The sequence below is a fragment of the Lysinibacillus sp. FSL R5-0849 genome (assembly GCF_038595075.1).
GTDB classification, from domain to species: Bacteria; Bacillota; Bacilli; order Bacillales_A; family Planococcaceae; genus Lysinibacillus; species Lysinibacillus fusiformis.
In genome coordinates, this window is the sequence record NZ_CP152004.1 from 423526 (window position 1) to 448272 (window position 24747).

Annotated in this window: 20 protein-coding genes; 16 read left to right on the forward strand and 4 right to left on the reverse strand. The window is 38.4% G+C overall.

Annotated elements, in window-relative coordinates:
* Nucleotides 1–218: 218 nt before the first annotated feature.
* From MKY80_RS02050 to MKY80_RS02060, 3 genes are all read right to left on the reverse strand, one after another.
* Nucleotides 219–1784 carry an ABC-F family ATP-binding cassette domain-containing protein gene (locus tag MKY80_RS02050; protein ID WP_008176147.1) on the reverse strand — a complete coding sequence of 522 codons (1566 nt, stop codon included), beginning with the start codon at nucleotides 1782–1784 and terminating at the stop codon, nucleotides 219–221.
* Between the two features lie 34 nt (nucleotides 1785–1818).
* Nucleotides 1819–2004 (reverse strand): SE1832 family protein, encoded by a 186-nt coding sequence (locus tag MKY80_RS02055; RefSeq protein ID WP_008176146.1) that lies wholly within the window; start codon nucleotides 2002–2004, stop codon nucleotides 1819–1821.
* A 204-nt stretch (nucleotides 2005–2208) separates the two neighbouring features.
* Nucleotides 2209–3255: a hypothetical protein gene (locus MKY80_RS02060; protein WP_008176144.1), complete on the reverse strand. Its 1047-nt coding sequence runs from the start codon at nucleotides 3253–3255 to the stop codon at nucleotides 2209–2211.
* A gap of 221 nt (nucleotides 3256–3476) precedes the next feature.
* Here MKY80_RS02060 and MKY80_RS02065 point away from each other — a divergent pair, with 221 nt between their 5' ends.
* The 5 genes from MKY80_RS02065 (at nucleotide 3477) to MKY80_RS02085 (ending at nucleotide 10850) form a co-directional block, all read left to right on the forward strand.
* A complete protein-coding gene (locus MKY80_RS02065) occupies nucleotides 3477–4322 on the forward strand; it encodes an oxidoreductase (RefSeq protein WP_089985963.1) in 846 nt (281 codons plus the stop codon).
* Between the two features lie 119 nt (nucleotides 4323–4441).
* Nucleotides 4442–4996: an NADPH-dependent FMN reductase gene (locus MKY80_RS02070; RefSeq protein WP_008176141.1), complete on the forward strand. Its 555-nt coding sequence runs from the start codon at nucleotides 4442–4444 to the stop codon at nucleotides 4994–4996.
* A gap of 112 nt (nucleotides 4997–5108) precedes the next feature.
* Nucleotides 5109–8891 (forward strand): AAA domain-containing protein, encoded by a 3783-nt coding sequence (locus MKY80_RS02075; RefSeq protein WP_239354106.1) that lies wholly within the window; start codon nucleotides 5109–5111, stop codon nucleotides 8889–8891.
* A 1-nt stretch (nucleotide 8892) separates the two neighbouring features.
* Nucleotides 8893–9642, forward strand: a complete 750-nt coding sequence (locus tag MKY80_RS02080) for a hypothetical protein (RefSeq protein ID WP_008176137.1) — start codon at nucleotides 8893–8895, stop codon at nucleotides 9640–9642.
* A gap of 137 nt (nucleotides 9643–9779) precedes the next feature.
* Nucleotides 9780–10850, forward strand: a complete 1071-nt coding sequence (locus MKY80_RS02085; RefSeq protein ID WP_239354108.1) for a glycosyltransferase — start codon at nucleotides 9780–9782, stop codon at nucleotides 10848–10850.
* 238 nt (nucleotides 10851–11088) lie between these two features.
* On the opposite strand, the gene MKY80_RS02090 is transcribed toward MKY80_RS02085, so the two are convergent.
* Nucleotides 11089–13278: a DNA topoisomerase III gene (locus MKY80_RS02090; protein WP_096363472.1), complete on the reverse strand. Its 2190-nt coding sequence runs from the start codon at nucleotides 13276–13278 to the stop codon at nucleotides 11089–11091.
* A 374-nt stretch (nucleotides 13279–13652) separates the two neighbouring features.
* On the opposite strand from MKY80_RS02090, the gene MKY80_RS02095 reads away from it, so the two are divergent.
* The 11 genes from MKY80_RS02095 to ybaK all read left to right on the forward strand — a co-directional run bounded on the left by MKY80_RS02095 (nucleotide 13653) and on the right by ybaK (nucleotide 24627).
* Nucleotides 13653–14270: a TetR/AcrR family transcriptional regulator gene (locus MKY80_RS02095; protein ID WP_043990086.1), complete on the forward strand. Its 618-nt coding sequence runs from the start codon at nucleotides 13653–13655 to the stop codon at nucleotides 14268–14270.
* Between the two features lie 120 nt (nucleotides 14271–14390).
* On the forward strand, nucleotides 14391–15533 hold the full coding sequence (locus tag MKY80_RS02100) for an acyl-CoA dehydrogenase (protein WP_008176128.1): 1143 nt from the start codon (nucleotides 14391–14393) through the stop codon (nucleotides 15531–15533).
* Nucleotides 15534–15680: 147 nt separating this feature from the next.
* Complete coding sequence (locus MKY80_RS02105; protein WP_096363475.1) at nucleotides 15681–17315, forward strand: AMP-binding protein; 1635 nt, start codon at nucleotides 15681–15683, stop codon at nucleotides 17313–17315.
* Nucleotides 17316–17330: 15 nt separating this feature from the next.
* Nucleotides 17331–18689 carry an acetyl-CoA carboxylase biotin carboxylase subunit gene (locus tag MKY80_RS02110; protein ID WP_342531759.1) on the forward strand — a complete coding sequence of 453 codons (1359 nt, stop codon included), beginning with the start codon at nucleotides 17331–17333 and terminating at the stop codon, nucleotides 18687–18689.
* Between the two features lie 71 nt (nucleotides 18690–18760).
* Nucleotides 18761–18973, forward strand: coding sequence for an acetyl-CoA carboxylase biotin carboxyl carrier protein subunit (locus MKY80_RS02115; RefSeq protein ID WP_031418413.1), 213 nt, complete (start codon nucleotides 18761–18763; stop codon nucleotides 18971–18973).
* Nucleotides 18974–18987: 14 nt separating this feature from the next.
* Complete coding sequence (locus MKY80_RS02120) at nucleotides 18988–19905, forward strand: hydroxymethylglutaryl-CoA lyase (RefSeq protein ID WP_008176118.1); 918 nt, start codon at nucleotides 18988–18990, stop codon at nucleotides 19903–19905.
* Complete coding sequence (locus MKY80_RS02125) at nucleotides 19902–20684, forward strand: enoyl-CoA hydratase (protein ID WP_090002456.1); 783 nt, start codon at nucleotides 19902–19904, stop codon at nucleotides 20682–20684. The genes MKY80_RS02120 and MKY80_RS02125 overlap by 4 nt, the downstream gene beginning before the upstream one ends.
* 139 nt (nucleotides 20685–20823) lie before the next feature.
* Nucleotides 20824–22362 carry an acyl-CoA carboxylase subunit beta gene (locus tag MKY80_RS02130; RefSeq protein ID WP_342531763.1) on the forward strand — a complete coding sequence of 513 codons (1539 nt, stop codon included), beginning with the start codon at nucleotides 20824–20826 and terminating at the stop codon, nucleotides 22360–22362.
* Nucleotides 22363–22493: 131 nt separating this feature from the next.
* Complete coding sequence (locus MKY80_RS02135) at nucleotides 22494–23060, forward strand: VanZ family protein (protein ID WP_237068739.1); 567 nt, start codon at nucleotides 22494–22496, stop codon at nucleotides 23058–23060.
* Nucleotides 23061–23385: 325 nt separating this feature from the next.
* Nucleotides 23386–24111, forward strand: coding sequence for a hypothetical protein (locus tag MKY80_RS02140; RefSeq protein WP_043990083.1), 726 nt, complete (start codon nucleotides 23386–23388; stop codon nucleotides 24109–24111).
* Between the two features lie 24 nt (nucleotides 24112–24135).
* Complete coding sequence (gene ybaK, locus MKY80_RS02145) at nucleotides 24136–24627, forward strand: Cys-tRNA(Pro) deacylase (protein WP_008176110.1); 492 nt, start codon at nucleotides 24136–24138, stop codon at nucleotides 24625–24627.
* Nucleotides 24628–24747: the final 120 nt, after the last annotated feature.

The window sequence follows — 24747 nt, forward strand, 5'->3', positions numbered from 1 at the left end:
AGCTTACAATGATGTAAGTTTAGGGAAATTGAGTAGGGACTACATGAAGCATAGGCTTGTCCAAGAGGAGAGAAATGACAAGCTAAAAAATATCAGTCCACTAATTATAGTATGTTTAAATGAGCAGAATTATACATAAAAGCTTAAAATTATTTGTGGATTTTCGTAAATAGAAAAAAGGGTGGTCCCAAATGATATTTGAGACTACCCTTTTAGATTTATCCTTGTTGTCCAGATGTGAACCAATCTTGGACATCCCAGACCTTCGTAGCGAGACCTTCATAGAAATCAGGTTCGTGACTTACGATTACAATAGTGCCTTTAAATTCTTTCATCGCACGTTTTAATTCATTTTTTGCATCCACATCTAAATGGTTCGTTGGTTCGTCAAAAAGAAGCCAGTTTGCCTCTTCCATCATTAATTTACATAAACGAACTTTCGCTTGCTCTCCACCCGATAATGAATTCAGTGGACGTGTAATGTGATCAGTCTTTAAGCCAGCCTTCGCTAAGGCAGCACGTACTTGTGCTTGTTCCATTGAAGGGAAGGCATTCCACACATCATCAATTGGTGTGATTTTTTCCGCTTTTACTTCTTGTTCGAAGTAAGATGGATAAAGGTAATCTCCTCGAATCACTTTGCCATTTAGAGGATTAATTTTACCAAGCATTGTTTTCAATAATGTTGATTTACCTACACCATTCATGCCGACTAAAGCGATCTTCTCTCCTCGTTCAATAGCAAAAGTGAGTGGGGGAAGTAATGGCTTGTCCTTATCATAACCAATCACCAAATTTTCAGCCTCTACAACATAGCGACTTGATGAACGTGCTTCTTTAAAACCGAACTCAGGCTTTACAGCAGTTTCTGGGCGATCAATTCGCTCTAAACGGTCAAGCTGCTTGGCACGAGATTTAGCACGGCCAGTAGTAGAGTATCGCGCTTTATTTTTGGCAATAAAATCCTCTTGCTTCTTGATGAATTCTTGTTGTTTTTCATACGCGTCAATATGCTGACGCTTATTGATTTCAGCAAGCTCTAAGAATTTTTCGTATGTTGCTGTATAACGAGTTAGCTTTGAAAATTCAAGTTGGAAGATGACATCCACCGTCTCGTTCATAAATTCTGTATCATGCGAAATTAATAAGAAGGCATATGGATAGTTCTTTAAATAGTTTTTTAGCCATGTAATATGTTCTTCATCAAGATAGTTTGTAGGCTCGTCTAATAATAGAACTTTTGGTTTTTCTAATAACAGCTTAGCTAGTAAAACCTTTGTACGTTGACCACCAGAAAGAGCAGCCACATCTCGCTCCAAGCCAATAGCATCGAGCCCAAGCCCGCGCGCAACTTCTTCAATTTTCATATCGAGTGAATAGAAGTCACCTGCATCTAACGCATCTTGAACTTCAGCCATTTGCTCTAATAGAACTTCTAATTCTTCAGGTGTAGCTTCAGCCATCTTACCTGTAATTTCATTGAGTTCCTCTTCTTTTTTATACAAGGGTAGAAAAGCGTCACGCAATACATCGCGCATCGTTCTACCAGCTGTGAGTACTGTATGTTGATCTAAATAACCATAATGTGTACCAGGGAGCCATTCCACTTTTCCCTCATCATGAATTGTTTGACCAGTGATAATGCCCATTAAAGTTGATTTACCTACACCATTTGCCCCAACGAGTCCAATATGATCACCCTCTACTAAACGAAACGATACATCTTTAAAAAGTGTACGATCTCCGAATGAATGACCTAAATTTTCTACTGTTAAAATTGCCATATATGTTCCTCCAACTGTCTTTCAAGTTTACATTTTATAGTTCTGCAAGTTGCTTATTCAGCTCTGCAAGCTTCGATTCCATATTTGCAAGACGTTGCTCTGCCTGTGCTACTTGATCGTTGTGTCCTGTAGACTCAAGTTTTTCAATATCGCCTTGTAAATTGATATAGTCCATTTTTAATTCTTTAATTTGATATTCTAAATCATTTTTGGTTGGCATGATGGTTGCTCCTTTTTTAAGAATATTTGTATAGCGAATGCGTGTAAAAAGCGATGGGGGTTTTATTGATCCCCCACCGCTTAGTCATTAAAATCAATCGGGAACTGAAAAAATTTGAACTTACATAAGTCCCAACTTTTATAAGATGAGATGCTAAAGTGAAAATTTCTTATATATTGTATCATAATCGTCTTTGAAGTAGCACTAAGTAGAAGCGATATTATGACGATCATAAGCAAAGTCTAAAAGTAGTTCTAAGAGTGTTTCATTATTACTAACGAGATTGAGCTGGCGTTGTTTTTTTACGGCACGTTCACTGCGTGCTTCATGTAAAAGAAACTCCATAACAGCATTTTGTATTTGTGATTGTTTCATTTTACGACCTAGCCCTAGATGAATAAAACCGTTCTGTTCTCTTGGGAAAGCATGTAATAGCTCTGCCTCCGATTGTGCAAGCGTAATGCATGGCACACCATAAGAGGCAATTTTGTAAGGCGTATAATTGGCATTGCAAATAATAACATCTGCTTTTGGTAAAAGTTTGAGAAGTGCGTTTTTATCACGAAGGATGGCTGTGTTGCGACGACTTAAAACCATCATTTGCAAGTCGTCTATAGCATGGCGGTAGCTGTCGTCAATCATAACTGTAATTTGTAGTGGAATTTGGAGCTGTGTTAAGTGTCGAAGTGTACGATAGGTTAAATTATGCTCGTCCCCATCTTCAAAAGCTACAACGATATGGGGAGGATTTTCAGGTGTTTTGCTTTCAGGTCTATCGCTAAAGTTTTGATAGTCTTCGGGTAGTGCAAAAACAAAGCTCCCGCCAATATAATGAGACGGTAAATAATCTTTTACCTCGTGATAGAGTGCTAGTAGTACACAGTCACAGGCTTGACCACCTTCACCAAAATCATCAAAGTGAATAATCGTTTTGCAGAAAGGTCGTAAATCCTGTACTTGTAAAGCCTCGGAATTGCGGCCATCTCTGACAATTAAATCTGGCTGAATGCCTTTCATTTGCTTAGGAAGTTCATTAAAATGATCAAATAAAACGGGGGTTAGACCCTCATTCATTAAAATTTGAATCCCGTCATTTGAAGGAGTTTTTACAAATATAAAAACCTTCTCATTCGTCAGTAGTTTAGCTAATGTTGAAACCCGTTCAAAAGGATACAGCCCTTTATCAATACAGCTTTCAATAATGAAAACAATCGTTTTTTTCGGTACTATTGCTTGCGTTTCGTTTTGCAAATGTATCCCACCCTTTCTCTGTCTCTTTAAATTATGGCGAAGAAAGAGCAAGTATGTGTAAAATTTAGGATTTGATCAATGATCTTTTTAAATAAATCTTTCAAATAGCTATCTTATAGGTACGATAAATAACTTTTAATCATTAAAAAAGTGGTCGATATATATAGTGAGTTTATTAAGATACATAACAAAGATGGTGATGATGAAAGGAGGGAAGAAATATGGGTATGCGTGCTGCAATTGTAGTTGGAGCAACAGGATTAACGGGCTCCTCTCTAGTAGAGCAATTATGTGAAAATGATGAATATGTATCCGTGACAGTAATCGCGAGAAGAAAACCAACTTTTAAGCATCCCAAGCTAGAAGTGAAAATTTGTGATTTTGATAGGTTAGAGGAACAAGATATAGCATTTGCGCATGAACTATATTGCTGTTTAGGCACAACTATAAAAAAGGCAGGTTCTCGAAAGGTGTTCGAAAAGGTAGATTTTGAATATCCTTTAGCGATTGCTTCATTGGCGAAGAAGCGTGGGATTCCCCATTTTCTTGTCATCACTGCAATGGGTGCTAAAGAGAGTTCTCCTTTTTACTATAACCGAGTTAAAGGAAAGCTAGAACATGATTTAATGGAGTTGGGCTTACAGCAGCTTTCTATTATTCGACCTTCACTCTTAGTAGGAGAACGGAATGAATTTCGTTTAGGGGAGAAGGTAGGAGAAAAGGTATTAAAACTAGCCAAGCCATTGTTAATAGGACCACTAAAGCGATTTAGAGCCATTGAAGCCTCTCAAGTAGCAAAGGCAATGATGATTATTGCGCTACACGGTAAGCAACAACCAGTGACAATTTATCCTTCTCATGAATTAGCAATATTGGCATTTCCGGAAACGGTAGAAGAAGATGTTTCGAGGGAGACATTATTTAATTGGGATAAAATTAAAAAAGCAGATTCGCTTCATGAAGAGGATAAGGTTAATCGCAATGTAGTGATTGATCGTGAGAAATATACTATCCACGATAAGGTTGTCGATGAAGAAGTTCGTTTTCGACCATATGATAAAGAGTAATTTTTCTTGCTTTCCGCCTAAAGACTGAATTTCTTGCTTTCCTCATTCCTATTCTTTCCGAGCCACTTTTCATTTGTTACAATATTATTGTAGAAGATGAATGTGGAGGCAAAGTAAAGATGAAAATTTTACTCGTTGATGGCACGATGTTTGGTCGAAAAACCGGTGCTATTTTAGAGCAAGTGGAACAATATATTAAAGAATTAGATGCTAGTTTCGATTTAGAAATGATGCATTTTAGTGAATATAAACATCAAATTGTTGATGGCTCACCATTAAATGAGGATATGAAGAAAATGATCCAACAATTTGAGGAAGCGGATGCTTATATTATTGCAACGCCAATTTTCCAAGCATCAATTCCGGGCGTTTTGAAGAATGCATTTGACTTCCTACACCCTAAAACAATGCGCTATAAACCTGTATCTATAGTTGCAAATGGCGGCACATATCAACACCACCTTGTTGTAGAAAATCAATTAAAACCTATTTTAGACTACTTCCGTGCTCTTGTTACACCGAACTATGTGTATACACATACATCCCATTTTGATGCAGATAATCATATTGTGGATGAGGATGTTCATAGCCGCTTACGTGAATTAGCGCGTGTATTTGTTCAATACTGTGAGATGAGCAAGAACTTGCCGAAGGAAACAATCGATCAACATTAATAGTACCCTTGCACTGTGGTAAGAAATCACTGTGCAGGGGATTTTTCTTTGTAAGTATTCTTTTAGTATGTGATAAAATAAAACTTTAGTGACACTGGAAGGAGGGCTGCTCATGCAGGACATCGCTTTACTAGAAAAACAACGCTGTTGTCTTATTTTGACTAATAAGGCAAAGGAAGCGGTAGAGGAATGCTCAGCAAACGAGCATGCCTTTTTTGCGTTACAAAGATCTTTTACAGTCTACATTGAAAAACGCAAAGCAAAAACAGTGGGTGAAATATTTTTATCTATCTATTTTAATGCTGAAGACAATGAAAAATTAAGTGATAGTATTTCCGAGAAAACGGTGATTATGGACTGTGTATTAAAGCTGGAAGGGTTGCTAGCGACAAATATTCGTTTTGTGCATATGCGAGGGCCGATTAACACAAATCGCCGTTTAGCAGCAGCACTGGAATTTGTTACAAAGCCTAATAACGGAGCAGGCGTTCCACTTGAGCTTCATACGAAAATTAGACAGCTACCGATTGCGGAAGAACGGACTGAATATGTAAAAAAACGTGTTGCTAGCTGGGAAGGTTATTTAAAAATACAAGAACGCGATGCGACTATTGACGATATTCATAGTGAATTTAAGCAAAGCTATTTCAATGAAGACTTTACACGCTTAACGCTTGTTTGTCCCTACATAAAGAATAAGGAATGGAAGCAATTAGAAGGCTTGAGTGTTAGTATTCAAGGTGTCCGTGGTGAAATAGGACAAGTGTTGAAGACTCATGCTGGAAAGCAAACAGTTGAAATTGATTTAAAGCCTTTTACACAAGAATTAGCTCGCAAGGATCAGCTTAATCTTCGTTCGAAACAAGCGAGCTTCAGCAACTTTGCAACATTAAGTCAAATTAGAAGATTACGTAATGGCTTTACCAAGTTAGAAAAGGGTGAGGCTGTTAATCCTAATTTAGAGACGATCCTATTTGAAAAACGTCCTTCTGTACGAGCATCGAAGCTACAAGAAGATATTGAATTTCATAATAATTTAAATGAATATCAAAGACGAGCGGTTTTAGGCGCTTTATCCGTTGAAGATTTATTTGTCATACAAGGTCCACCTGGTACAGGGAAAACAACTGTCATTTCAGAGATTTGTCAGCAAAATGTGAAAGCTGGTTTAAAAACACTTGTTGCATCTCAGTCAAATCTAGCGGTAGATAATGCTTTAGGACGGCTTCTTTCCAATCAAGAAATTCGAATTTTACGCTATGGTAGAACGGAAAGTATTGAGGAGGAGGGAAAAAAATTTATTGAAGAAAATGTAGCTCTGCAGTGGCGTGAGCAAACATTGACAGCAATTGAAGAAGCAATCTTGGTCTTTCCTGAACGTGAGCAGACGTTCAAGGACAATTTGACCAAAGCAATAGCTGAGCTTGAAAAATTAGAGTTATGGCTTGAGGAATTGACGCAGGAAATGGCCGCTAAAGAGCAGGCTGCTATTGAAGAACCAATTTTACAGCAGGAAATTCAAGCGTTAAAAAAAGACTTAAAAGCTGCCAAAACAGAGCAACAGACATATGAAGCTCAAAAAGAACATTATGAGAAGCAGCTCGCACAAATAGAGCCCATTATACAGCAGCTTGAACAGACACTTGCTGATCATCCTTCAATTGAAAATCTACAGCTTACCATTCAAGAGACTTCACAAAAAGTGGAGCAATTAGAGGCAGCTGTTCAATATAAAGAATTGCTGGAGCAAAAACAGCAATTAACAGTTCAATTCCAAGATATACAAGAAAAATATGAAACAGAAAATAATCGTCTCATCATCATGAAGGAAGCGCAAAAGTATGTCCATACATTGACGTCCTATGAGCGTATCCAACGATATTTACAGCATTATCAAATTCGTCCTTCTCATGTCCTTTCGCAGCAAATGAATCGAATACAACATCTAGAGGATGCAAAAGATTTAGAGGCATGGTCTACCATTAATAGTCGTCTCCAAAAAGCCATTGCAAAGCTAGAGGCGTTAGTGACGGATGAGGTGAAGGAGCAAGCGCAAGCAAAAACAAGATTACAGCCTGTGCAATCTTTTTCTTTACAAAACCTTACAGGTGTATTTGCTCAATTAAACAAGGCGTTTCAAGACGAGCAAACGCCTGCCATTCATGAAATTGAAAGCTATTTGCTGGGGCTCTATATGCGTCGTGATTTTGTATGGCAAAAAGGAATGGCACTAAAACAGCAACAAGACCATAAAGACGAAGAATACGAGTCATTCCGAAAAAATCTTGTTAGTTTACTGCATCAAGAGTGTGCTATTACAAGCTTTGATGTACAAAGCATTCAGCGGCAATTGCAGCCATTTATACAGCATACAGAGCGATTACAACAGCTAGCAAGCAACTTCCTATTAGAAGAAGTACCAGAGGAATCCGTTGAATATTTAAAAATTCTTATGGGACAATTACGAGAGTCTCTTCAGGAAGCCAATCAGCAACTAGAACGAGTTGAAAAGGCTAGAGTTCAATTAGTACCAAAACAAGCTTCACTTCAAACCGTACAAGCTAGCTTGGAGGAAGTAGACCTACTGCTATCACAGATGGAAGAGCGGTTAAAGGAAATCAATGTTGCGGGATTGAAAAAAGAAAAGCAATTGGCCACATTCACAAAGCTATTGCAGTCGACACCAGAGCGAACAGCAGAAGAGGTTAGAGTAGCTATTCAAACTTCAAAGCAAGCTATTGAAGATTTACAGCGTCAGGAAAAACAACTACCGCTTCGAAAAAAATTGCAAGAGCAATGGCGAGAAAAACTACAAAACGCTACTGAATATGATTTAGATGAAATTAGAAAATTGTATGTACGACATGCAAATGTTATTGGTACCACATGTGTAGCTTCGGCGAGTAAAGAGTTTATGGAAAATTACCCAACCTTTGATGTTGTCATTATTGATGAAGTCTCAAAGGCAACACCGCCAGAATTATTATTACCAATGCTGAAGGGGAAAAAGGTTATTTTGGTAGGGGATCATCACCAGCTACCACCCCTACTTGGTGACGATACATTGGAGGAAACATTGAAGGCGATGCTAGAAGAAAATCCAAATTTTGAAGGCGCACAAGAATTGAAAAGTTTACTACGTGAATCATTATTTGAGCGCTTATTCAATAATCTGCCTCAAACCCATAAGCAAATGCTAGCTCTTCAATACCGCATGCATGAAAAAATTATGCAAAGTATTACCCCATTTTACGCGCAAGAAGAAAATGGCTTGCAATGTGGCTTGCCAGACTCAGATTCGGCGAGAGATCATGGATTAGAGGGACAATTTGTCAAACGTGATGACCATTTATTATGGATTGATATTCCAACTGAAAAACCTTATTTAGAGGAACAGGTAAAGGGAGGCACAAGCCGTTATAATGAAGGGGAATTACAAATAATTCGTCGTATTTTGCTAGATCTAAATGATGCAGTGAAGGCAGCAAAAGAAGCAGGGCGTATGCCACAGGATGCCTTGAAAAGTGTTGGAGTCATTAGCTTCTACGGTGAGCAAGTGAAGAAAATAAATCGTCTCCTACAGCAGGAGCTACAGTTGCCGCATTTACAATTTAGAACGGGGACAGTTGATAAATTCCAAGGTATGGAGATGGACGTAATTCTCGTCAGTATGGTTCGTAATACACCAAAAGGTGGAGATATTGGCTTTGCAAGAGATTATCGTCGCTTAAATGTAGCTCTATCCCGTGCTCGGGAGTTACTACTACTTGTAGGAAGTGCAGACATGTTTGCGAAACGTGCAAAACATCAAGATACAAGAGATATGTATGCCCAGTTATTAAATACTGTAAAATCCTACGAAGGCTTGCGTAATCATGAAGGATTGGTGATGTAGAGTGTCAAAATTACAGCAACGATTAATGCGTGAGCTGCAACAAAATCGCAATATAAAAATTGTCAAAACTGCTGAATGGTGTATTCCAATTCGTACAGTGGATGTAACGTACGAGCCAGTTCGCCGTTCCACGATGGATGTCTTAATGACCATGCTGCTACTGAGCATTCAAGAGGCGGATTTTGGAAATGTGGAAGAATTGAGCGAATTATTGCTTGTAGATCCATTATTTATCGAAGACCTGATGTCTTTAATGATTCGCGTAGGTCTTATGAAAAATGAGGAAGGCTTCTTTAAGCTAACAGAAAAAGGACAGCAACAGCTTGAACAAGGTATCTTTGAAGAGGAGCTTGAGGTAGAAGCATCCACTCTTTACTTTAGTCCTTGTCATCAATCATTTTTGACTAGTGATGTAAATAATGATGAATACGATGAGTTACCAGAGCTTTATCGTTATGTAGATAAGGAAGCTGAACAACAGGAGCAATTTGATGAATCACTCATTATAGCTGCCTTACAAGAAGTGGATAAAGAAGACACAGGCAACTCACAAAGAATAATCGCAAGAGTTGTTGAAGTAGAAGCCCAACAAATTAATGATAGTCCATGCTTAGAATTTATCCTTTACGATAAGGAGCAAGATATACTATTTGTTCGTGTGTGGAATATGTTATTAAATCAATGGGACCACTGTCTAGAACAACAACTTACTGATAAAGAACAATTGATGTGGCGTGAGCAATATTTATAGAACGAAAAAACGAGCGTGGATAGCGTTCGTTTTTTTTATTTCCCATGTCAGCCCTAAAAGTGAGATGATATCGAAAAATTGTTTTGATAAATGGATGAACTAGCATAGTATATTACTACATGATAAGGAGGGGACAGATGGTATCGATTAGTTTATGTATGATTGTTAAAAATGCACAATGTACGATTGAAAGATGCTTAGATTCGGTTCGGCATATAGTGGATGAGATGAATATTATTGATACAGGCTCAACTGATCGTACAAAAGATATTGTCCAAAATTATACCTCTCGCATTTTTGATTTTCCATGGTGTGATCATTTTGCAAATGCACGCAATTTTTCCTTTCAGCAGGCAACAAATGATTATATTTTATGGCTAGACGCAGACGATATTATGACAAAGGAAAACCAACATAAATTATTACTACTAAAGCAATCATTGTATCCAACGGTTGATACCGTCACTATGGATCATTACCTAGTACTAGATGACGATGGGGTAGTGGAGTGCAGTGAGCGAAAGTATCGTCTAGTAAAAAGAGGCAATCACTTTCAATGGCAGGGCGCTGTCCATGAATATTTAAAGGTATCTGGTCAGCACCTTCACAGTGATATAGCTGTCACACATTTACCGTTAACAAAGGATATTCATCGCAACTTATGTATCTACGAAGGTTTAATTCAAAAGGGACATACTCTTTCAGCAAGGGATTCATTTCATTATGCAAATGAATTAAAGCTGCATAACCGTTATTTAGAAGCCATAAATCAATACAATACATTTCTAGATAGCGAATTAGGTGCTACAGATGATCGCATTGAAGCATGTTTGCATATAGGGGAATGCTATCGATTGTTACAGGATGATCATCACGCTCAACAAGCTATTTTACAATCTTTTTTGTATGATCGACCAAAGCCAGAAGCATGTTGCCGAATGGGCCAATTTTTTATGGAGCAATCAAAACATAAAGAAGCTATCTATTGGTACTCCCAAGCTTTGCAACAAGCTTCCGTCGATTCAATGACTATTCAAAAACGAGCTTACTCAACATGGCTACCTCATTTACAACTAAGTCTGTTATATAGGGAATTACGGTTATTCGAAAATGCCTATCAACATAACCTAGAGGCACGAAAGTGGAAACCCAATCATTCAGAAATCAAAGAAAATGAAAAATATCTACTCAGTCGCTTAAAGATATAAATCTCTATTAAGGGAATGGTACATCAATAAACAAGACATAAATAGCTTGACCAATTAACACAGATACACCAACAACAATCGTCATAAAAATCACATTACGAGGCCTAAAATTTTTTGCTTCCATTAAAAACCTCCTTTTATATATAGAATATTCTGTTAATTCAAGATATGTTTAGTGGATTTGAGTATGCATAATAAAAGAGCAAATTCACATTCGGTGTGAATTTGCTCTTTATTGTTAATCTAACTTTAAACCTTTTAAGGCTTCCGCAAGTGCATTGTTTACAGGTTCCTCATTATTTTGCTGCTTTAAGTATTTTTGTACGGAACGTTTATCAACCTTGCCTCCGCCTTCTTTTTTCCGTCTTGCTTCAAAGGCAGAAAGTTTTTCACGATAGCCACATTTACATACAAAAATTTGGCCATCCCCTTCACCACGTAATTCTAATTTCTTCTTACATTGCGGACAGCGTGCATTAGTAGTACGTGACACATTTTTACGATGGCCACATTCGCGATCCTGGCAGACAAGCATTTTACCTTTTTTGCCATTTACCTCGAGCATTGGTTTACCGCAATCTGGACAAGACTTAGTAGAAATATTGTCATGTTTATATTTTTTATCACTGCCCTTAATTTCCGTGACAATTTCTTTTGTATAGTTTTTCATTTCATTAATAAATACATCTTTATTGAGCTTGCCCTTTGCAATAAGTTCAAGCTTTTGCTCCCACTCTGCTGTGAGGGCAGGGGATTTTAATTCCTCTGGCACTAAATCCAGTAATTGACGGCCTTTAGAAGTAATATAAATATCCTTGCCACCGCGTTTCTCAATTAAGAATGAATTGAAAAGCTTATCAATAATGTCAGCGCGTGTTGCCACTGTACCAAGCCCACCAGTAGATTTTAATGTATCTGCTAACTTTTTATCATTAGTCGCCATATATTTTGTCGGATTTTCCATGGCTGATAATAATGTTGCTTCATTAAAACGAGCTGGTGGTTTTGTTTGACCAGATGTTTCAGCAAGCAGTTTAACTTTTAGCACATCTCCCTTATCAATGCGTGGAAGTATTTGCTCCTTCACATCATCTGCTGTGTCCTCATCATCAAAGCGATGTTCATATACTTCCTTCCAACCAGCGGATAAAATTGTTTTCCCACGAGCAATAAAGCTTTCATCACCAATCTTTGCACGCAGCGTTAGTTGCTCATATTCGAAAGCAGGAAGTAACACAGCTAGGAAGCGTTTCACGACAAGGTCATAAATTTTACGTTCCTTATCTGAGAATGCAGAAAGATTCACATAGCCCTCTGTTGGAATGATTGCATGGTGATCAGAAACCTTACTATCATCAACAAAGGCTTTTGTTGGTTTTATCGGTTTAGCTAGTAATTTATTAGCGATTGGGCGATACTCACCAATACCACATGCCTTTAAACGTTCAGGTATAGTAGCAACGATATCCTGAGAAATAAAGCGGGAATCCGTACGTGGATAAGTTAACACTTTATGTTGTTCGTAAAGCTTTTGCATAATATTCAATGTTTCCTTCGCAGAGTAGCTAAAGATTTTATTGGCATCACGCTGCAGCTCTGTTAAATCATAAAGGCTTGGTGCATATGATTTCTTAGGTTTTTTTTCAATGTCTGCTACGGTAGCATTGCTATTCCCAAGCTTTCTCACTAATGTTTCTATTTTTTCTTTATCAAAGCTGCGGCTATTACCATTTCGATCCTGCCAAGTAAGCTTTAAATGATCCGTTGTTTGAGCTTCTATACCATAATAAGTTTGAGCTTTAAAGTTTTTAATTTCATCTTCACGAGAGGCAATCATCGCTACTGTTGGTGTTTGTACACGACCACAGTTCAATTGTGCATTAAAACGGGTAGTTAAAGCACGTGTAGCATTCAGTCCAATATACCAATCTGCCTCAGAGCGGGCTACAGCCGAAGCATAAAGATTATCATAAGCCTTCCCTGGTTTTAGATTAGCAAAGCCATCTTTAATCGCTTTATCAGTTACAGATGAAATCCATAAACGTTGAAGTGGCTTTTTGATTTTTACTTTATCAATAATCCAACGAGCTACTAATTCACCCTCACGTCCGGCATCAGTAGCAATAATGATATTATGAACATCGTTGCGAATAAGCTGGCTTTTGACCGCATTAAATTGCTTTCCTGTTTGTTTAATGATCGACAGCTTTAAGCGTTCAGGTAGCATGGGTAAATCTTCAAGATTCCACGTTTTATATTTCACATCATAACTCTCTGGGTCAGCTAGTGTGACAAGATGTCCAAGCGCCCAAGTAACAATGTATTTATCTCCTTCAAGGAAGCCATTTCCCTTTTTATTACACTTCAGTACACGCGCAATATCACGTGCTACAGAAGGCTTTTCAGCAATTACTACGCTTTTTGCCATTGTTAACACCCTTTCATAGTTCCATGTTAATAAATATAGCATAGGTTGAGGGGGTTAGCAGTTGAACAGCAGTGGAAAATGGTTTTAATGGATAAAGAAAAGCGGATATAAAAAATTGTCATGAATTTGAGTTGGATCACATATGGTATGTATGTGTTTGTGGTTCTTTAAATTCTGTTTAATGTTATTTTTATGCTCGTTTTAAAAGGAAAAATCTATTTGTTGCTAGACACCAAATTTTGAGAATGCTATATTTATATTGTCATAGTATTTTTATAATTAGGAAAAAAAAGAATACTTTTATGAAAGAGAGTTGTTTTTCCTGATTATAAGGAGTGATGGAGTATAGAGCTAGATGAAGGATGATAGGGCCTATGGTAAAGAAAACATTAAAGCAAAGAATTGTAGAGGCTTCAGTTGAGCTGTTTCAGCAGGATGGTTATCACAATGTAACTGTTGATCGTATCGTTGAATATATAGGGGCATCAAAGGGTGGATTTTATCATAATTTTAAATCAAAAGATGAATTGCTGTATGAAATTCATGATGTCTTTATTTCGTATGTTATTCAACAATCACAGGATGCATATGACAAATACGGCACGCCCATTACACGGTTATGTGCGATGCTACAAACGCTGACACAAGTATTTGATATGTATCAAGCGCATATTACAATCTTTTATGAAGAAAGTCGTTCACTCTCAGAGGAGTATAGTGAGATTATTCATAAAAAACGAGATCATTATCGGGACATCTTGCAAAAAGTGATAGCAGAAGGCCAAGAAACGAAAGTTTTTCGTACAGAATTGCCTTGTACCATTGTTACGATGGCGATTGTGGGGATGATTAACTGGACATATAAATGGTTTAAGCAATCTGGGCCATTAACTATGGAGCAAATTACAGATGTTTTTACCGACATGGTATTGCGTGCGATTGTGACAGAACAAGCAATGGATGAAGCAAAGCAATTTATGATAAAGGGGTAGCCAGTAGAAAACACTGGTTTTATTATTTGCTTTTACAAACCGACTAGTCGGTATTTACTTGAAGTAAATTATCTTTGAGCTAAATCTACTATGGCAAATTTGACATTAGGGGGATTAGGGATGAATTTTGAATTAACAAAAGAGCAAGTGATGATTCGAGACATGGTACGTGATTTTGCTGAGAAAGAGATTAAACCGTATGCTCGTGAGGTTGATGAGACATCGACGATGAGAATAGAAAGCTTTAAAAAGATGGCAGAACTAGGCTTATTGGGTATCCCATTTCCTGAAGAATATGGTGGCTCAGGTGGTGATACGGTGTCCTACGCTTTAGCTGTAGAGGAAATTGGCCGTGCATGTGGGGGCACGGGCTTAAGTTATGCAGCTGCTGTTAGCTTAGGAGCTTCGCCAATTTACAACTTTGGTACGGAGGAGCAAAAGCAGGAATTTCTTGTTCCATTGGCAAAGGGTGAGACATTAGGATCATTCGGTTTAACAGAGCCTAATGCAGGTTCAGATGCAGGCGGTACACGCACTACAGCCGTCATTGATGGAGATGATTACGTTATTAATGGAGAAAAATGCTGGATTACCAATGCAGGATACGCTCGACAAATTATTGTAACTGCGGTGACTGGTAAACGTGAGGATGGCAAAAAGATTATTTCTTCTATTATTGTGCCAACGAATACTCCAGGTGTAACGATTAATTGTAACTACGACAAAATGGGTGTCCGAGGTTCTAATACATGTGAGATTGTTTTACAAAATGTTCGCGTTCCTAGAACCAATCTATTAGGCGATGAAAAGCGAGGATTTAGCCAGTTTTTAAACACTTTAGATGGTGGTCGTATTTCAATTGCAGCTCTTTCTGTCGGAATTGCACAGGCGGCTTATGAGAAGGCACTGAAGTTCGCAAAAGAACGCGAGCAATTTGGTGCACCTATTTCGAAGCTACAGGCCATTCAATTTAAATTAGCAGATATGGCGATGGAAATAGAGCTTGCTCGTACGCTTGTACATAAAGCGGCATGGCTAAAAGATCAAAAGAAACCATTTGGTAAAGAAGCAGCAATGGCTAAATTATTTGCTTCTGAAATGGGCTTCCGTACGTGTAATCAAGCCATTCAAATTCATGGCGGTTCTGGATATATGAAAGAATACGATGTAGAACGTCATTTACGTGATATTAAATTAATGGAAATTGGTGAAGGAACATCTGAAATTCAACGTCTTGTTATTTCTCGTTTAATTGGCTGTTAATGATTTTCAACTCATTGTGTCTGGGATCAGCTTTGTGCTGCATAGAGCACTTCTTTCTGATACCGAGACACCTGCTGAAAAGTAGCTTAAATCCGCATTCATCTCATTGCTGAAAGAAGTTTAATAGCATAAACAAGGGGGATCTTCATGGCAGAGCTTGTGTATCAAACAATTGGTCAATTGCTAGATGAACAATCTAAAAAGTACCCGCAGAACGAGGCTTTGGTCTATGCTGATAGAAATTTCCGAATGACTTATGAGCAGCTAAATCGTCAAGCGCGATTGGTAGCAAGGGGCTTAATGGCTTTAGGAATTGAAAAAGGAGACCATATTGCTGTATGGACGACCAATGTTCCTGAGTGGGTACAGCTTCAATTTGGTACAGGGAAAATGGGAGCTCCAATCGTTACGGTAAACACTAATTATCGAGCTAGTGAGTTGGAGTATTTATTAAAGCAGTCTGATGCCAAAACGATATTTTTAATTGAAAATTATCGAGACCATTCTTTTATCCATACACTTCAAGAGTTATGTCCGGAGCTTGAACATTGTGAACCAGGTAATTTGCAATCAAAGCGACTACCTTTATTAAAAAATGTTATTTTAATCGGCGAGACTAAGTATCCCGGTGTATTAAATTGGTCCGATGTAGTAGCAGCGGCTGATCAGGTGACCGAGGAACAATTAGAACAAAGAGAGCAATCTCTTCATTATGATGATGTGATTAATATTCAATATACGTCTGGTACAACAGGTTTTCCTAAAGGTGTGATGCTTACACATTTTAACTTAGTGAACAACGCGGTCAACATTGCAGAGTGTATGCGGTTAACAGCAGAGGATCGCCTCTGCATACCTGTTCCATTTTTCCATTGTTTTGGCTGTGTTATTGGAACATTAGCAATTACAACTAGTGGTGGAACGATGGTGCCAGTACAAGAATTTTCACCTGAAGAGGTGCTAAGGACGGTTCAGCAAGAAAAGTGCACAGCATTACATGGCGTACCAACGATGTTCATTAGTGAGCTTAATTTACCGAATTTTGAGTCTTTCAATCTTTCAACTCTACGGACAGGAGTCATGGCGGGCTCTAATTGTCCGATAGAGGTAATGAAAGCAGTGATTGAGAAAATGGGTATGACAGATATTACGATTTGCTATGGTCAAACAGAATCATCCCCAGTTATTACGCAAACGAGAACGGATGACCCGTTAGCACTAAAGGTGGAGACGGTTGGCCGTGCCTTACCAAACTTAGAGGCGAAAATTGTAGTTCCTGGGACAAATGAGGAAGCACCTACAAATGAACAAGGCGAGCTATGTACAAGAGGCTACCATGTAATGAAAGGCTACTATAAAAACCAAGAGGAAACCGATCTTGCCATTGATCAAGATGGCTGGCTGCATACGGGTGATTTGGCAACGATGGATGAAGCGGGCTATGTCCGTGTAACCGGTCGTTTAAAAGATATGATTATTCGCGGTGGTGAAAATTTATATCCTCGTGAAATGGAGGAGTTTCTTTATACACATCCGAAAATATCAGATGTTCAGGTTGCTGGCGTTCCTGATCCTGTGTATGGGGAGGAAGCGGCAGCTTGGATTATTTTACGAGAAGGTGAGCAGGCAACAGAAGAGGAGATTCGAGAATATTGTCGGGATAAAATCTCTAGACATAAAATCCCAAAACATATTTTCTTTATCGATCATTATCCAATGACTGCTTCAGGAAAGGTTCAAAAATATAAATTACGAGAAGATTTTGTCATGACCGTCAGATAAGGAGGGGCAGTGAATATGTTCAATAAAGTATTAATTGCAAATCGTGGGGAGATTGCTAGACGTATTATCAGAACATGCAGGCGCCTAAATATTCATACGGTTGCTATTTATTCTGAGGCAGATGCTGAAAGCTTACATGTGAAGGATGCAGATGAGGCGTACTGTGTAGGGAAACCACCTGTAGCACAAAGCTATTTAAATATAGAACGTATTCTAGAAATTGCACTAGAAAATGGCGTCGAGGCTGTTCATCCTGGCTATGGACTACTATCAGAAAATACAGAGTTTGCAAAGCGCTGTGAAGAGGAAGGTCTAATTTTTATTGGACCAAGTGCTGATGTTATTGCATCAATGGGAAGTAAATTAGAGGCACGTAAAACAATGAAAGCTGCAGGTGTTCCCATTGTAGAGGGTGTAGAGACACCTGTAAAGGATGCAGAAGAAGCTACTGAAATCGCTGAACGTTTAGGCTATCCTATTATGTTAAAGGCATCGGCAGGCGGTGGCGGTATCGGTATGCAACTTGTTGAAAATACAGAGGAGCTAGCAAAAGCATTTGAGGGAAATCAAAAACGTGCACAGTCATTTTTCGGTGATGGCACGATGTACATGGAGAGATTTATTGCTAACCCTCACCATGTTGAAGTACAAATTATTGCCGATCATCAAGGCAATGTGGTTCCGTTATTTGAACGTGAATGTTCGATTCAACGAAGAAATCAAAAAGTAGTAGAAGAAGCACCCTCACCATTCATTTCACAGGAGACAAGAGATAAGATGCTAGAAGCGTCAGTGAAGGCAGCGAAGCATATTGGCTATGTCAACGCTGGAACGATTGAGTATTTGGTAGATGAGGATCAAAACTTTTATTTCTTAGAAATGAATACAAGATTACAAGTAGAGCATCCTGTGACAGAGGAAATTACAAAACTTGATTTAGTAGAGGAGCAATTAAAAATCGCTGCACAGCAACCCCTTTCATATACAAAAGAAAGTATTACGAAACAGGGTCATGCGATTGAAGTGCGTATATACGCTGAAAATCCTTCTACATTTTTCCCGTCTCCTGGTACAATCACAGCTCTAGAATTACCAACAGGCGAAGGGGTTCGACATGAGTGTGGTGTAGAGACAGGTTCAGCAGTTACACCATTTTATGATCCAATGATTAGTAAATTGGTAGTGTGGGGAGAAACAAGGGACATTGCCTGTGAAAGATTAATCCAAGCACTGAAAGCATATAAAGTGGAGGGTATTCAAACGAATATTCCGATGCTGCTAAAAACTGTTACACATGAACAGTTTTTAAAAGGCTATACGACTACAAAATTTGTCGAACAATTTTATTTACCACAATTAGCAGAGTCAAAGTAAGTATTGAAGAGCATTCGCCCTTCATATAGAGGGCGAATGCATAATTAATTTAAAAGTAGGAGTGAATGATGATGGCAACAGTAAAAGCAAGCATGGCAGGTACAGTATGGAAAATCGTCGTAGCAGAAGGTGAGAAAGTAACGGCAGGTCAAGATGTAGCAATTTTAGAATCAATGAAAATGGAAATTCCGATTGCAGCAGAAGAAGATGGCGTGGTAACAAAAATTATCGCCAATGAAGGAGATTTCATTAACGTTGATGATGATATTTTAGAAATTGAATAAGAGGAGGCCTCTTAATGCAGCTACCTAAGCATGTCGTAATGAAAGAAGTCGGTCCCCGTGATGGTTTACAAAATGAAAAAACACATATTACAACAGCAGATAAAATACAATTAGTGAATTTGTTAAGCCAAACTGGATTAAATTACATCGAGGTGACTTCATTTGTACATCCGAAATGGATTCCACAGTTGGCGGATGCTGTCGAGGTTCTTCAAGCCATTAAAAGGAACAAGGATATTACTTATGCAGCACTTGTACCTAATATGCGAGGGCTAGAAAGGGCGTTACAGGCTGAAGTAGATGAAGTAAGTATATTTATGTCTGCTAGTGAAAGTCATAACCAAAGTAATATTAACAAAACCATAGACGAAACATTTCCTATTTTAGAGGAAGTAGTATTAGGAGCTAAAGCGTCAAAGAAAAAGGTTCGAGGCTATATCTCCACAGTTCTTGGCTGTCCCTATGAAGGATATATACATCCTGATAAAGTACTGCGTGTTACAGATAAATTATTGGAAATGGGTGTAACAGAGATCTCACTTGGTGACACGATTGGCGTTGGTGTACCCACTCAAGTTGAGCATCTTTTAGAGGAACTATTAAAAAGATATTCCGCAAATAATTTTGCTATGCATTTTCATGATACACGTGGCACGGCGCTGGCTAACATTATGAAATCTTTAGAGATGGGCGTAACCAAATTTGATAGTGCGCTTGGCGGTCTAGGTGGCTGTCCATATGCCAAGGGGGCTTCAGGTAATGTAGCCACCGAAGATTTATTATATTTATTTGATGAAATGGGCATTCAAACCGGTGTAGATCGACAAAAAATATTAGAGGCTGCACTCTTTATTGAACAGAAATTAGGCAAAGCTGTAGCTTCAAAGCAAATGGCGATTGTCCGTAATGAAAGGAGTGCGAATCCATTATGACTCAACTTGTTCGCTTTGAATTACTGGAGGGAAGTATTGGACTTATTACCCTTTTAAGACCAGAGGCTGCGAACGCGATGTCTGTACAGTTACTGCGAGAGCTATCTGATACGCTTGATCAAATCAACGGAGATCCGACAGTGCGAGTAGTCTTACTAACAGGTGCTGGAGAAAAAGCATTCTGTGCTGGGGCTGATTTAAAAGAACGCAAAGGTATGTCCGATCGACAAGTGAAGCAAATCGTACAGTTGATTGGTGCCACAGTGGCAAAAGTGGAGACACTCGCTCAGCCTGTCATTGCGGTGCTAAATGGAGTAGCCTTTGGTGGCGGTCTAGAATTAGCTTTAGCTTGCGATTTACGTGTCGCAGCAGCACATGTTAAGTTAGGTCTCACTGAAACCTCTCTCGGTATTATTCCGGGGGCAGGAGGAACGCAACGACTTCCTCGACTAATTGGTCTTGGGAAGGCAAAGGAATTAATTTATACAGCGCGTCGCTTAAATGCTGAGGAAGCTAAAAATTATGGCATCGTTGAATATGTTCATGAGGCACATGAGATAATGGAAAGGGCACAGCAGCTTGCTCTAGAAATGGCAAAAAATGCACCATTATCGCTAGTACAGGCTAAAGTGGCTATGAATCAGGGTGTTGAGGTAGATTTAGCTACTGGTTTAAAAATTGAGTCACTTGCATATAGTGCACTGATCCCTACAGAGGACCGATTAGAGGGGCTACTAGCCTTCCAAGAGAAGCGAGCACCACAATATTCAGGAAAATAAAGAAAGAATCCAATCAGATTAATCACACTGACGGAAATCTAAGCGCATTCTCATTGATTTTTTGGCGCATTGACAAAGGGGAATAGGGGCGCTAAAAAATAATTTGGCGTAATTGAATGGGCAAAGGGAGGAATTAAACATGAGCAATATTTCAACAGAAAACACGCCACCTACAATGAAAGGTAAAATTCTTTCTGGTGGTTTACCAAAATATCATGACAAAAATGCACAGCAAGGGAAGCTATTTGTACGTGAACGTCTTGAATTATTATTAGATGATGGTCTTCAATCAGAGGATGGCCTTTATGCAAATTGTTTGGCAGGCGATTTACCTGCTGATGGTGTTGTCACAGGAATTGGTAAAATTCATGGTCGTACCGTTTGTGTTTTAGCTAATGACTCAACGATTAAAGCAGGGTCATGGGGAAAGCGTACGGTTGAAAAGATGATCCGTATTCAAGAAACTGCAGAAAAACTTAACTGTCCGTTACTATATTTAGTTGATTCAGCAGGTGCACGTATTACAGATCAGCTAGAAATGTTCCCAGGTAGAAGGGGCGCGGGTCGCATTTTCTACAACCAAGTCAAGTTATCAGGTAAAGTACCACAAATTTGTCTACTATTCGGACCGTCTGCGGCAGGTGGTGCCTACATCCCTGCATTTTGTGATATCGTTGTCATGGTTGAAGGGAACGCATCTATGTATTTAGGATCTCCTCGTATGGCTGAAATGGTTATTGGAGAGAAAGTAGATTTAGAAACGATGGGTGGCGCAAAAATGCACTGTTCAGTTTCCGGTTGTGGAGATGTGCTAGCCAAAACAGAACAAGAGGCCATTGCCTATGCTCGTAAATATTTAAGCTATTTCCCTAATAACTATGCAGAACGGTGCAAAGTAGAGGCACCTAAACCACCAGCTACATTCGATAAATCGATTGAGGAATTGATACCACAAAACCAAAACGTTCCTTTTGATATGTATAAGTTAATTGAACGTATCATTGATGAAGATTCGTTTTGTGAAGTGAAGAAATTATTCGCACCGGAATTAATTACTGGTCTTGCACGTATTAAGGGGCAATCAGTAGGGATTATCGCGAATCAACCTCGCGTTAAGGGAGGCGTATTATTCCACGATTCTGCTGATAAAGCGGCCAAGTTCATTTCTCTTTGTGATGCTTTCAATATACCCCTTCTATTCTTGGCGGATGTTCCAGGCTTTATGATCGGCACACAGGTCGAAAAAGCTGGTATTATCCGTCATGGCGCAAAAATGATCTTTGCAATGAGTGAAGCAACTGTTCCAAAGCTAACGGTAATTGTTCGTAAAGCATATGGTGCTGGCTTATATGCCATGGCTGGTCCTGCCTTTGAGCCAGACTGCTGTATCGCATTATCAAATGCTCAAATTGCAGTAATGGGTCCAGAAGCTGCAGTCAATGCAGTTTATGCAAATAAAATTGCCGAGCTTCCGAAAGAGGAGCAAGCAAGCTTTATAGCTGAAAAACGAAAAGAGTACCAAGAAGAAATTGATGTGTATCGATTAGCATCAGAATTAATTATTGATGATGTAATTGAGCCAAATGATTTACGGAAGGTGCTTGAAAATCGTTTAGAGCTTTACATGTCAAAATACTTACTTTTCTCACAACGTAAGCATGGGGTAAATCCAGTATAAATACTTATGGGAAGGCTGTCTCTCTTTCAGGAGGCAGCCCTTTTTAGTCGATAAATAGTTAACAGCTACTTGCATGGTCTTAAGGAGCATATTAAAATATGGGAAGGAATAAAGGGAAGCGGGTGTTTAGCATGTCAAAAAACAACATAACGGATGTTCAAGGTAATGCCAAGCTCCCATTACCATATCGAGATGTTATTGATACATATTATTTACCAATAAAAATAGTGGGTTGGATGTTATTTAGCATCTATTCTTGTTTGGCTTTTTATAAATTGGTCATCGATCGTTTAGTTAATGTAGTCGTTGTGTTATGGGAAGGTGATTATTCCGTCGGTGACTTAGGGCTGTTTGATTACAGTAGTTGGCGATTAACTACTAATTTTATACCCTTTGAAACGATTTTCCGTTATATAAACTACTCTCAATATTTTAATTGGGATACGATAATTATTAACTTACTTGGTAATTTATTAATTTTCACCCCTATGGGCTTTTTACTGCCATTACTCTCGAAGAGATTCCGCAAAGCAGGCGTTATACTTTGCTTAGGCTTTTTTGCCAGCCTTAGTGTGGAAACGATCCAATTTATTTTTACAGTAGGATCTGCGGATATTGATGATTTAATTTTAAATACTATTGGTGCATGGCTCGGTTATTTAGCTTATAAGGGTCTATTGATTACACCGAAAAAATAGGAAAGCAGCCGGTTTATATAGAGGCTGTTTTTTTTATTTATTAACACTATTTATTTTGTGCGAATGGTAGTAAATTTTATTGAAATCGAAATGAAAGTACTAAAGGACTGAAGCATATATCCTTTGAAATTAGGTATTTATATCTAAAAATGATATTAATTTGTACCCCTTTAGGTGGTTAGTAGTCATTTATACTTGAATTTAATAATGAAAATTCCGATAATAAGTGTACAGAAGCTGTTTCGAAGGAATAGATATAGTGATAAAAAATGTTCATATCTAGTAACAAAATAGCATATGAAGATAGAAGGATGAGGTGAAAACTATGAAAATATATAATTCAATGGAGCAAGATAGATTATCATCACCATTTAATCGAAAAAAGTTCTTGCAGCGCAAAGAAGCGGGAGATGCATATCGAAAAAATGCAATGTATTTTCAACCAAAGAAAAATCCATTATTGCTTGAGCTTGAAAACCTACTATTAGGACGCACAGATCAAGATTTATATGAGCAACAACAAGAAGATGCAGAAGTAGTAACACCCCAACAGCAGGCCATTATGGAAGATTTACAGCAAACTTCAAAGAATGTTCATGCACATGAGCAAGCTTATAAATGGGCAATTGGTCATCATGACGGATCACCTGTTGTAAATAATCCAGATATGAATGATACATTACAGGTTTTAGAGCAGGTGCGAAATGCAGCATTATCACCGTCAAAGCCTTCTGCTCAAGATATACGTTTAGCAGAAAACGTGGATGCTCAAATTCAGCATATTTTACATGAAGCCAACTCTACCGTTGACGCAATAGATGAACAAAACCAACCTTTTGACAATGAAGTGACTACAGTAAAGGTTCCTGAACGTTTCTCAAAGGAATTGAAATTGGACCCATTTGCAGATACAATTTTCGGTAAGAGCCATGACGCTGCTTTAAAATTGAGAGCCTTCAAACAGGCAACTGAAAAGTATGCAGCACATGTTCAAATGACGAAAAATGGCTATCGTCCAGGCAATGATTCTATGTTCTCTTTGATAGCCTAATGTTGTAGATAGGAGATTACGGTTATGGCGAAGGCAAAGCATGCCAAAACAAATGCGATAAGATTATTAGAGCAGCAAAAAATCAAATTCGATGTGATTGAATATGAAATTGGCGACGGTCAAGTGGACGGTGTGTCTGTTGCCGAAAAAATTGGGCAGCCGGTTGCTCGTGTTTTTAAAACATTAGTAGCAAGGGCAAGTGCCCACAAGCTCTTTGTATTTGTTATTCCAGTGGCTGACGAACTGGATTTAAAGGCTGCCGCAAAGGTAGTTGGAGAAAAGAAGATTGATATGCTACCTGTAAAAGATTTACTTAGTTATACAGGATATGTCCGTGGTGGATGCTCGCCGGTAGGCATGAAAAAATTATATCCTACGGTAATCGATGAAACTGCTCAACAACAAGGCAGTATCATTGTAAGTGCAGGAAAAATAGGCATGCAAATGCATGTTCAGCTTAATGATTTGAAGAATATTACAAAGGCCCAGCTTGCGCCAATTACAACTACCCATTAGTAAAATCGGGTAGTTTTTTATTTTCATAGAATACGGTCATTTATCCTTCCATTCATAAACACGATTTCACGATATTTTCAGAAAATATGATACAGTAAGAGCATTATCAAACATAGAGAG

What these genes read in the sequence shown, in the direction of transcription:
- MKY80_RS02050 (WP_008176147.1), bottom strand. Translation starts at nt 1,784, where the DNA reads ATGGCAATTTTAACAGTAGAAAATTTAGGTCATTCATTCGGAGATCGT.
- MKY80_RS02055 (WP_008176146.1), bottom strand. Translation starts at nt 2,004, where the DNA reads ATGCCAACCAAAAATGATTTAGAATATCAAATTAAAGAATTAAAAATG.
- MKY80_RS02065 (WP_089985963.1), top strand. Translation starts at nt 3,477, where the DNA reads ATGGGTATGCGTGCTGCAATTGTAGTTGGAGCAACAGGATTAACGGGC.
- MKY80_RS02070 (WP_008176141.1), top strand. Translation starts at nt 4,442, where the DNA reads ATGAAAATTTTACTCGTTGATGGCACGATGTTTGGTCGAAAAACCGGT.
- MKY80_RS02075 (WP_239354106.1), top strand. Translation starts at nt 5,109, where the DNA reads ATGCAGGACATCGCTTTACTAGAAAAACAACGCTGTTGTCTTATTTTG.
- MKY80_RS02085 (WP_239354108.1), top strand. Translation starts at nt 9,780, where the DNA reads ATGGTATCGATTAGTTTATGTATGATTGTTAAAAATGCACAATGTACG.
- MKY80_RS02090 (WP_096363472.1), bottom strand. Translation starts at nt 13,278, where the DNA reads ATGGCAAAAAGCGTAGTAATTGCTGAAAAGCCTTCTGTAGCACGTGAT.
- MKY80_RS02095 (WP_043990086.1), top strand. Translation starts at nt 13,653, where the DNA reads ATGGTAAAGAAAACATTAAAGCAAAGAATTGTAGAGGCTTCAGTTGAG.
- MKY80_RS02100 (WP_008176128.1), top strand. Translation starts at nt 14,391, where the DNA reads ATGAATTTTGAATTAACAAAAGAGCAAGTGATGATTCGAGACATGGTA.
- MKY80_RS02105 (WP_096363475.1), top strand. Translation starts at nt 15,681, where the DNA reads ATGGCAGAGCTTGTGTATCAAACAATTGGTCAATTGCTAGATGAACAA.
- MKY80_RS02110 (WP_342531759.1), top strand. Translation starts at nt 17,331, where the DNA reads ATGTTCAATAAAGTATTAATTGCAAATCGTGGGGAGATTGCTAGACGT.
- MKY80_RS02115 (WP_031418413.1), top strand. Translation starts at nt 18,761, where the DNA reads ATGGCAACAGTAAAAGCAAGCATGGCAGGTACAGTATGGAAAATCGTC.
- MKY80_RS02120 (WP_008176118.1), top strand. Translation starts at nt 18,988, where the DNA reads ATGCAGCTACCTAAGCATGTCGTAATGAAAGAAGTCGGTCCCCGTGAT.
- MKY80_RS02125 (WP_090002456.1), top strand. Translation starts at nt 19,902, where the DNA reads ATGACTCAACTTGTTCGCTTTGAATTACTGGAGGGAAGTATTGGACTT.
- MKY80_RS02130 (WP_342531763.1), top strand. Translation starts at nt 20,824, where the DNA reads ATGAGCAATATTTCAACAGAAAACACGCCACCTACAATGAAAGGTAAA.
- MKY80_RS02135 (WP_237068739.1), top strand. Translation starts at nt 22,494, where the DNA reads ATGTCAAAAAACAACATAACGGATGTTCAAGGTAATGCCAAGCTCCCA.
- MKY80_RS02140 (WP_043990083.1), top strand. Translation starts at nt 23,386, where the DNA reads ATGAAAATATATAATTCAATGGAGCAAGATAGATTATCATCACCATTT.
- ybaK (WP_008176110.1), top strand. Translation starts at nt 24,136, where the DNA reads ATGGCGAAGGCAAAGCATGCCAAAACAAATGCGATAAGATTATTAGAG.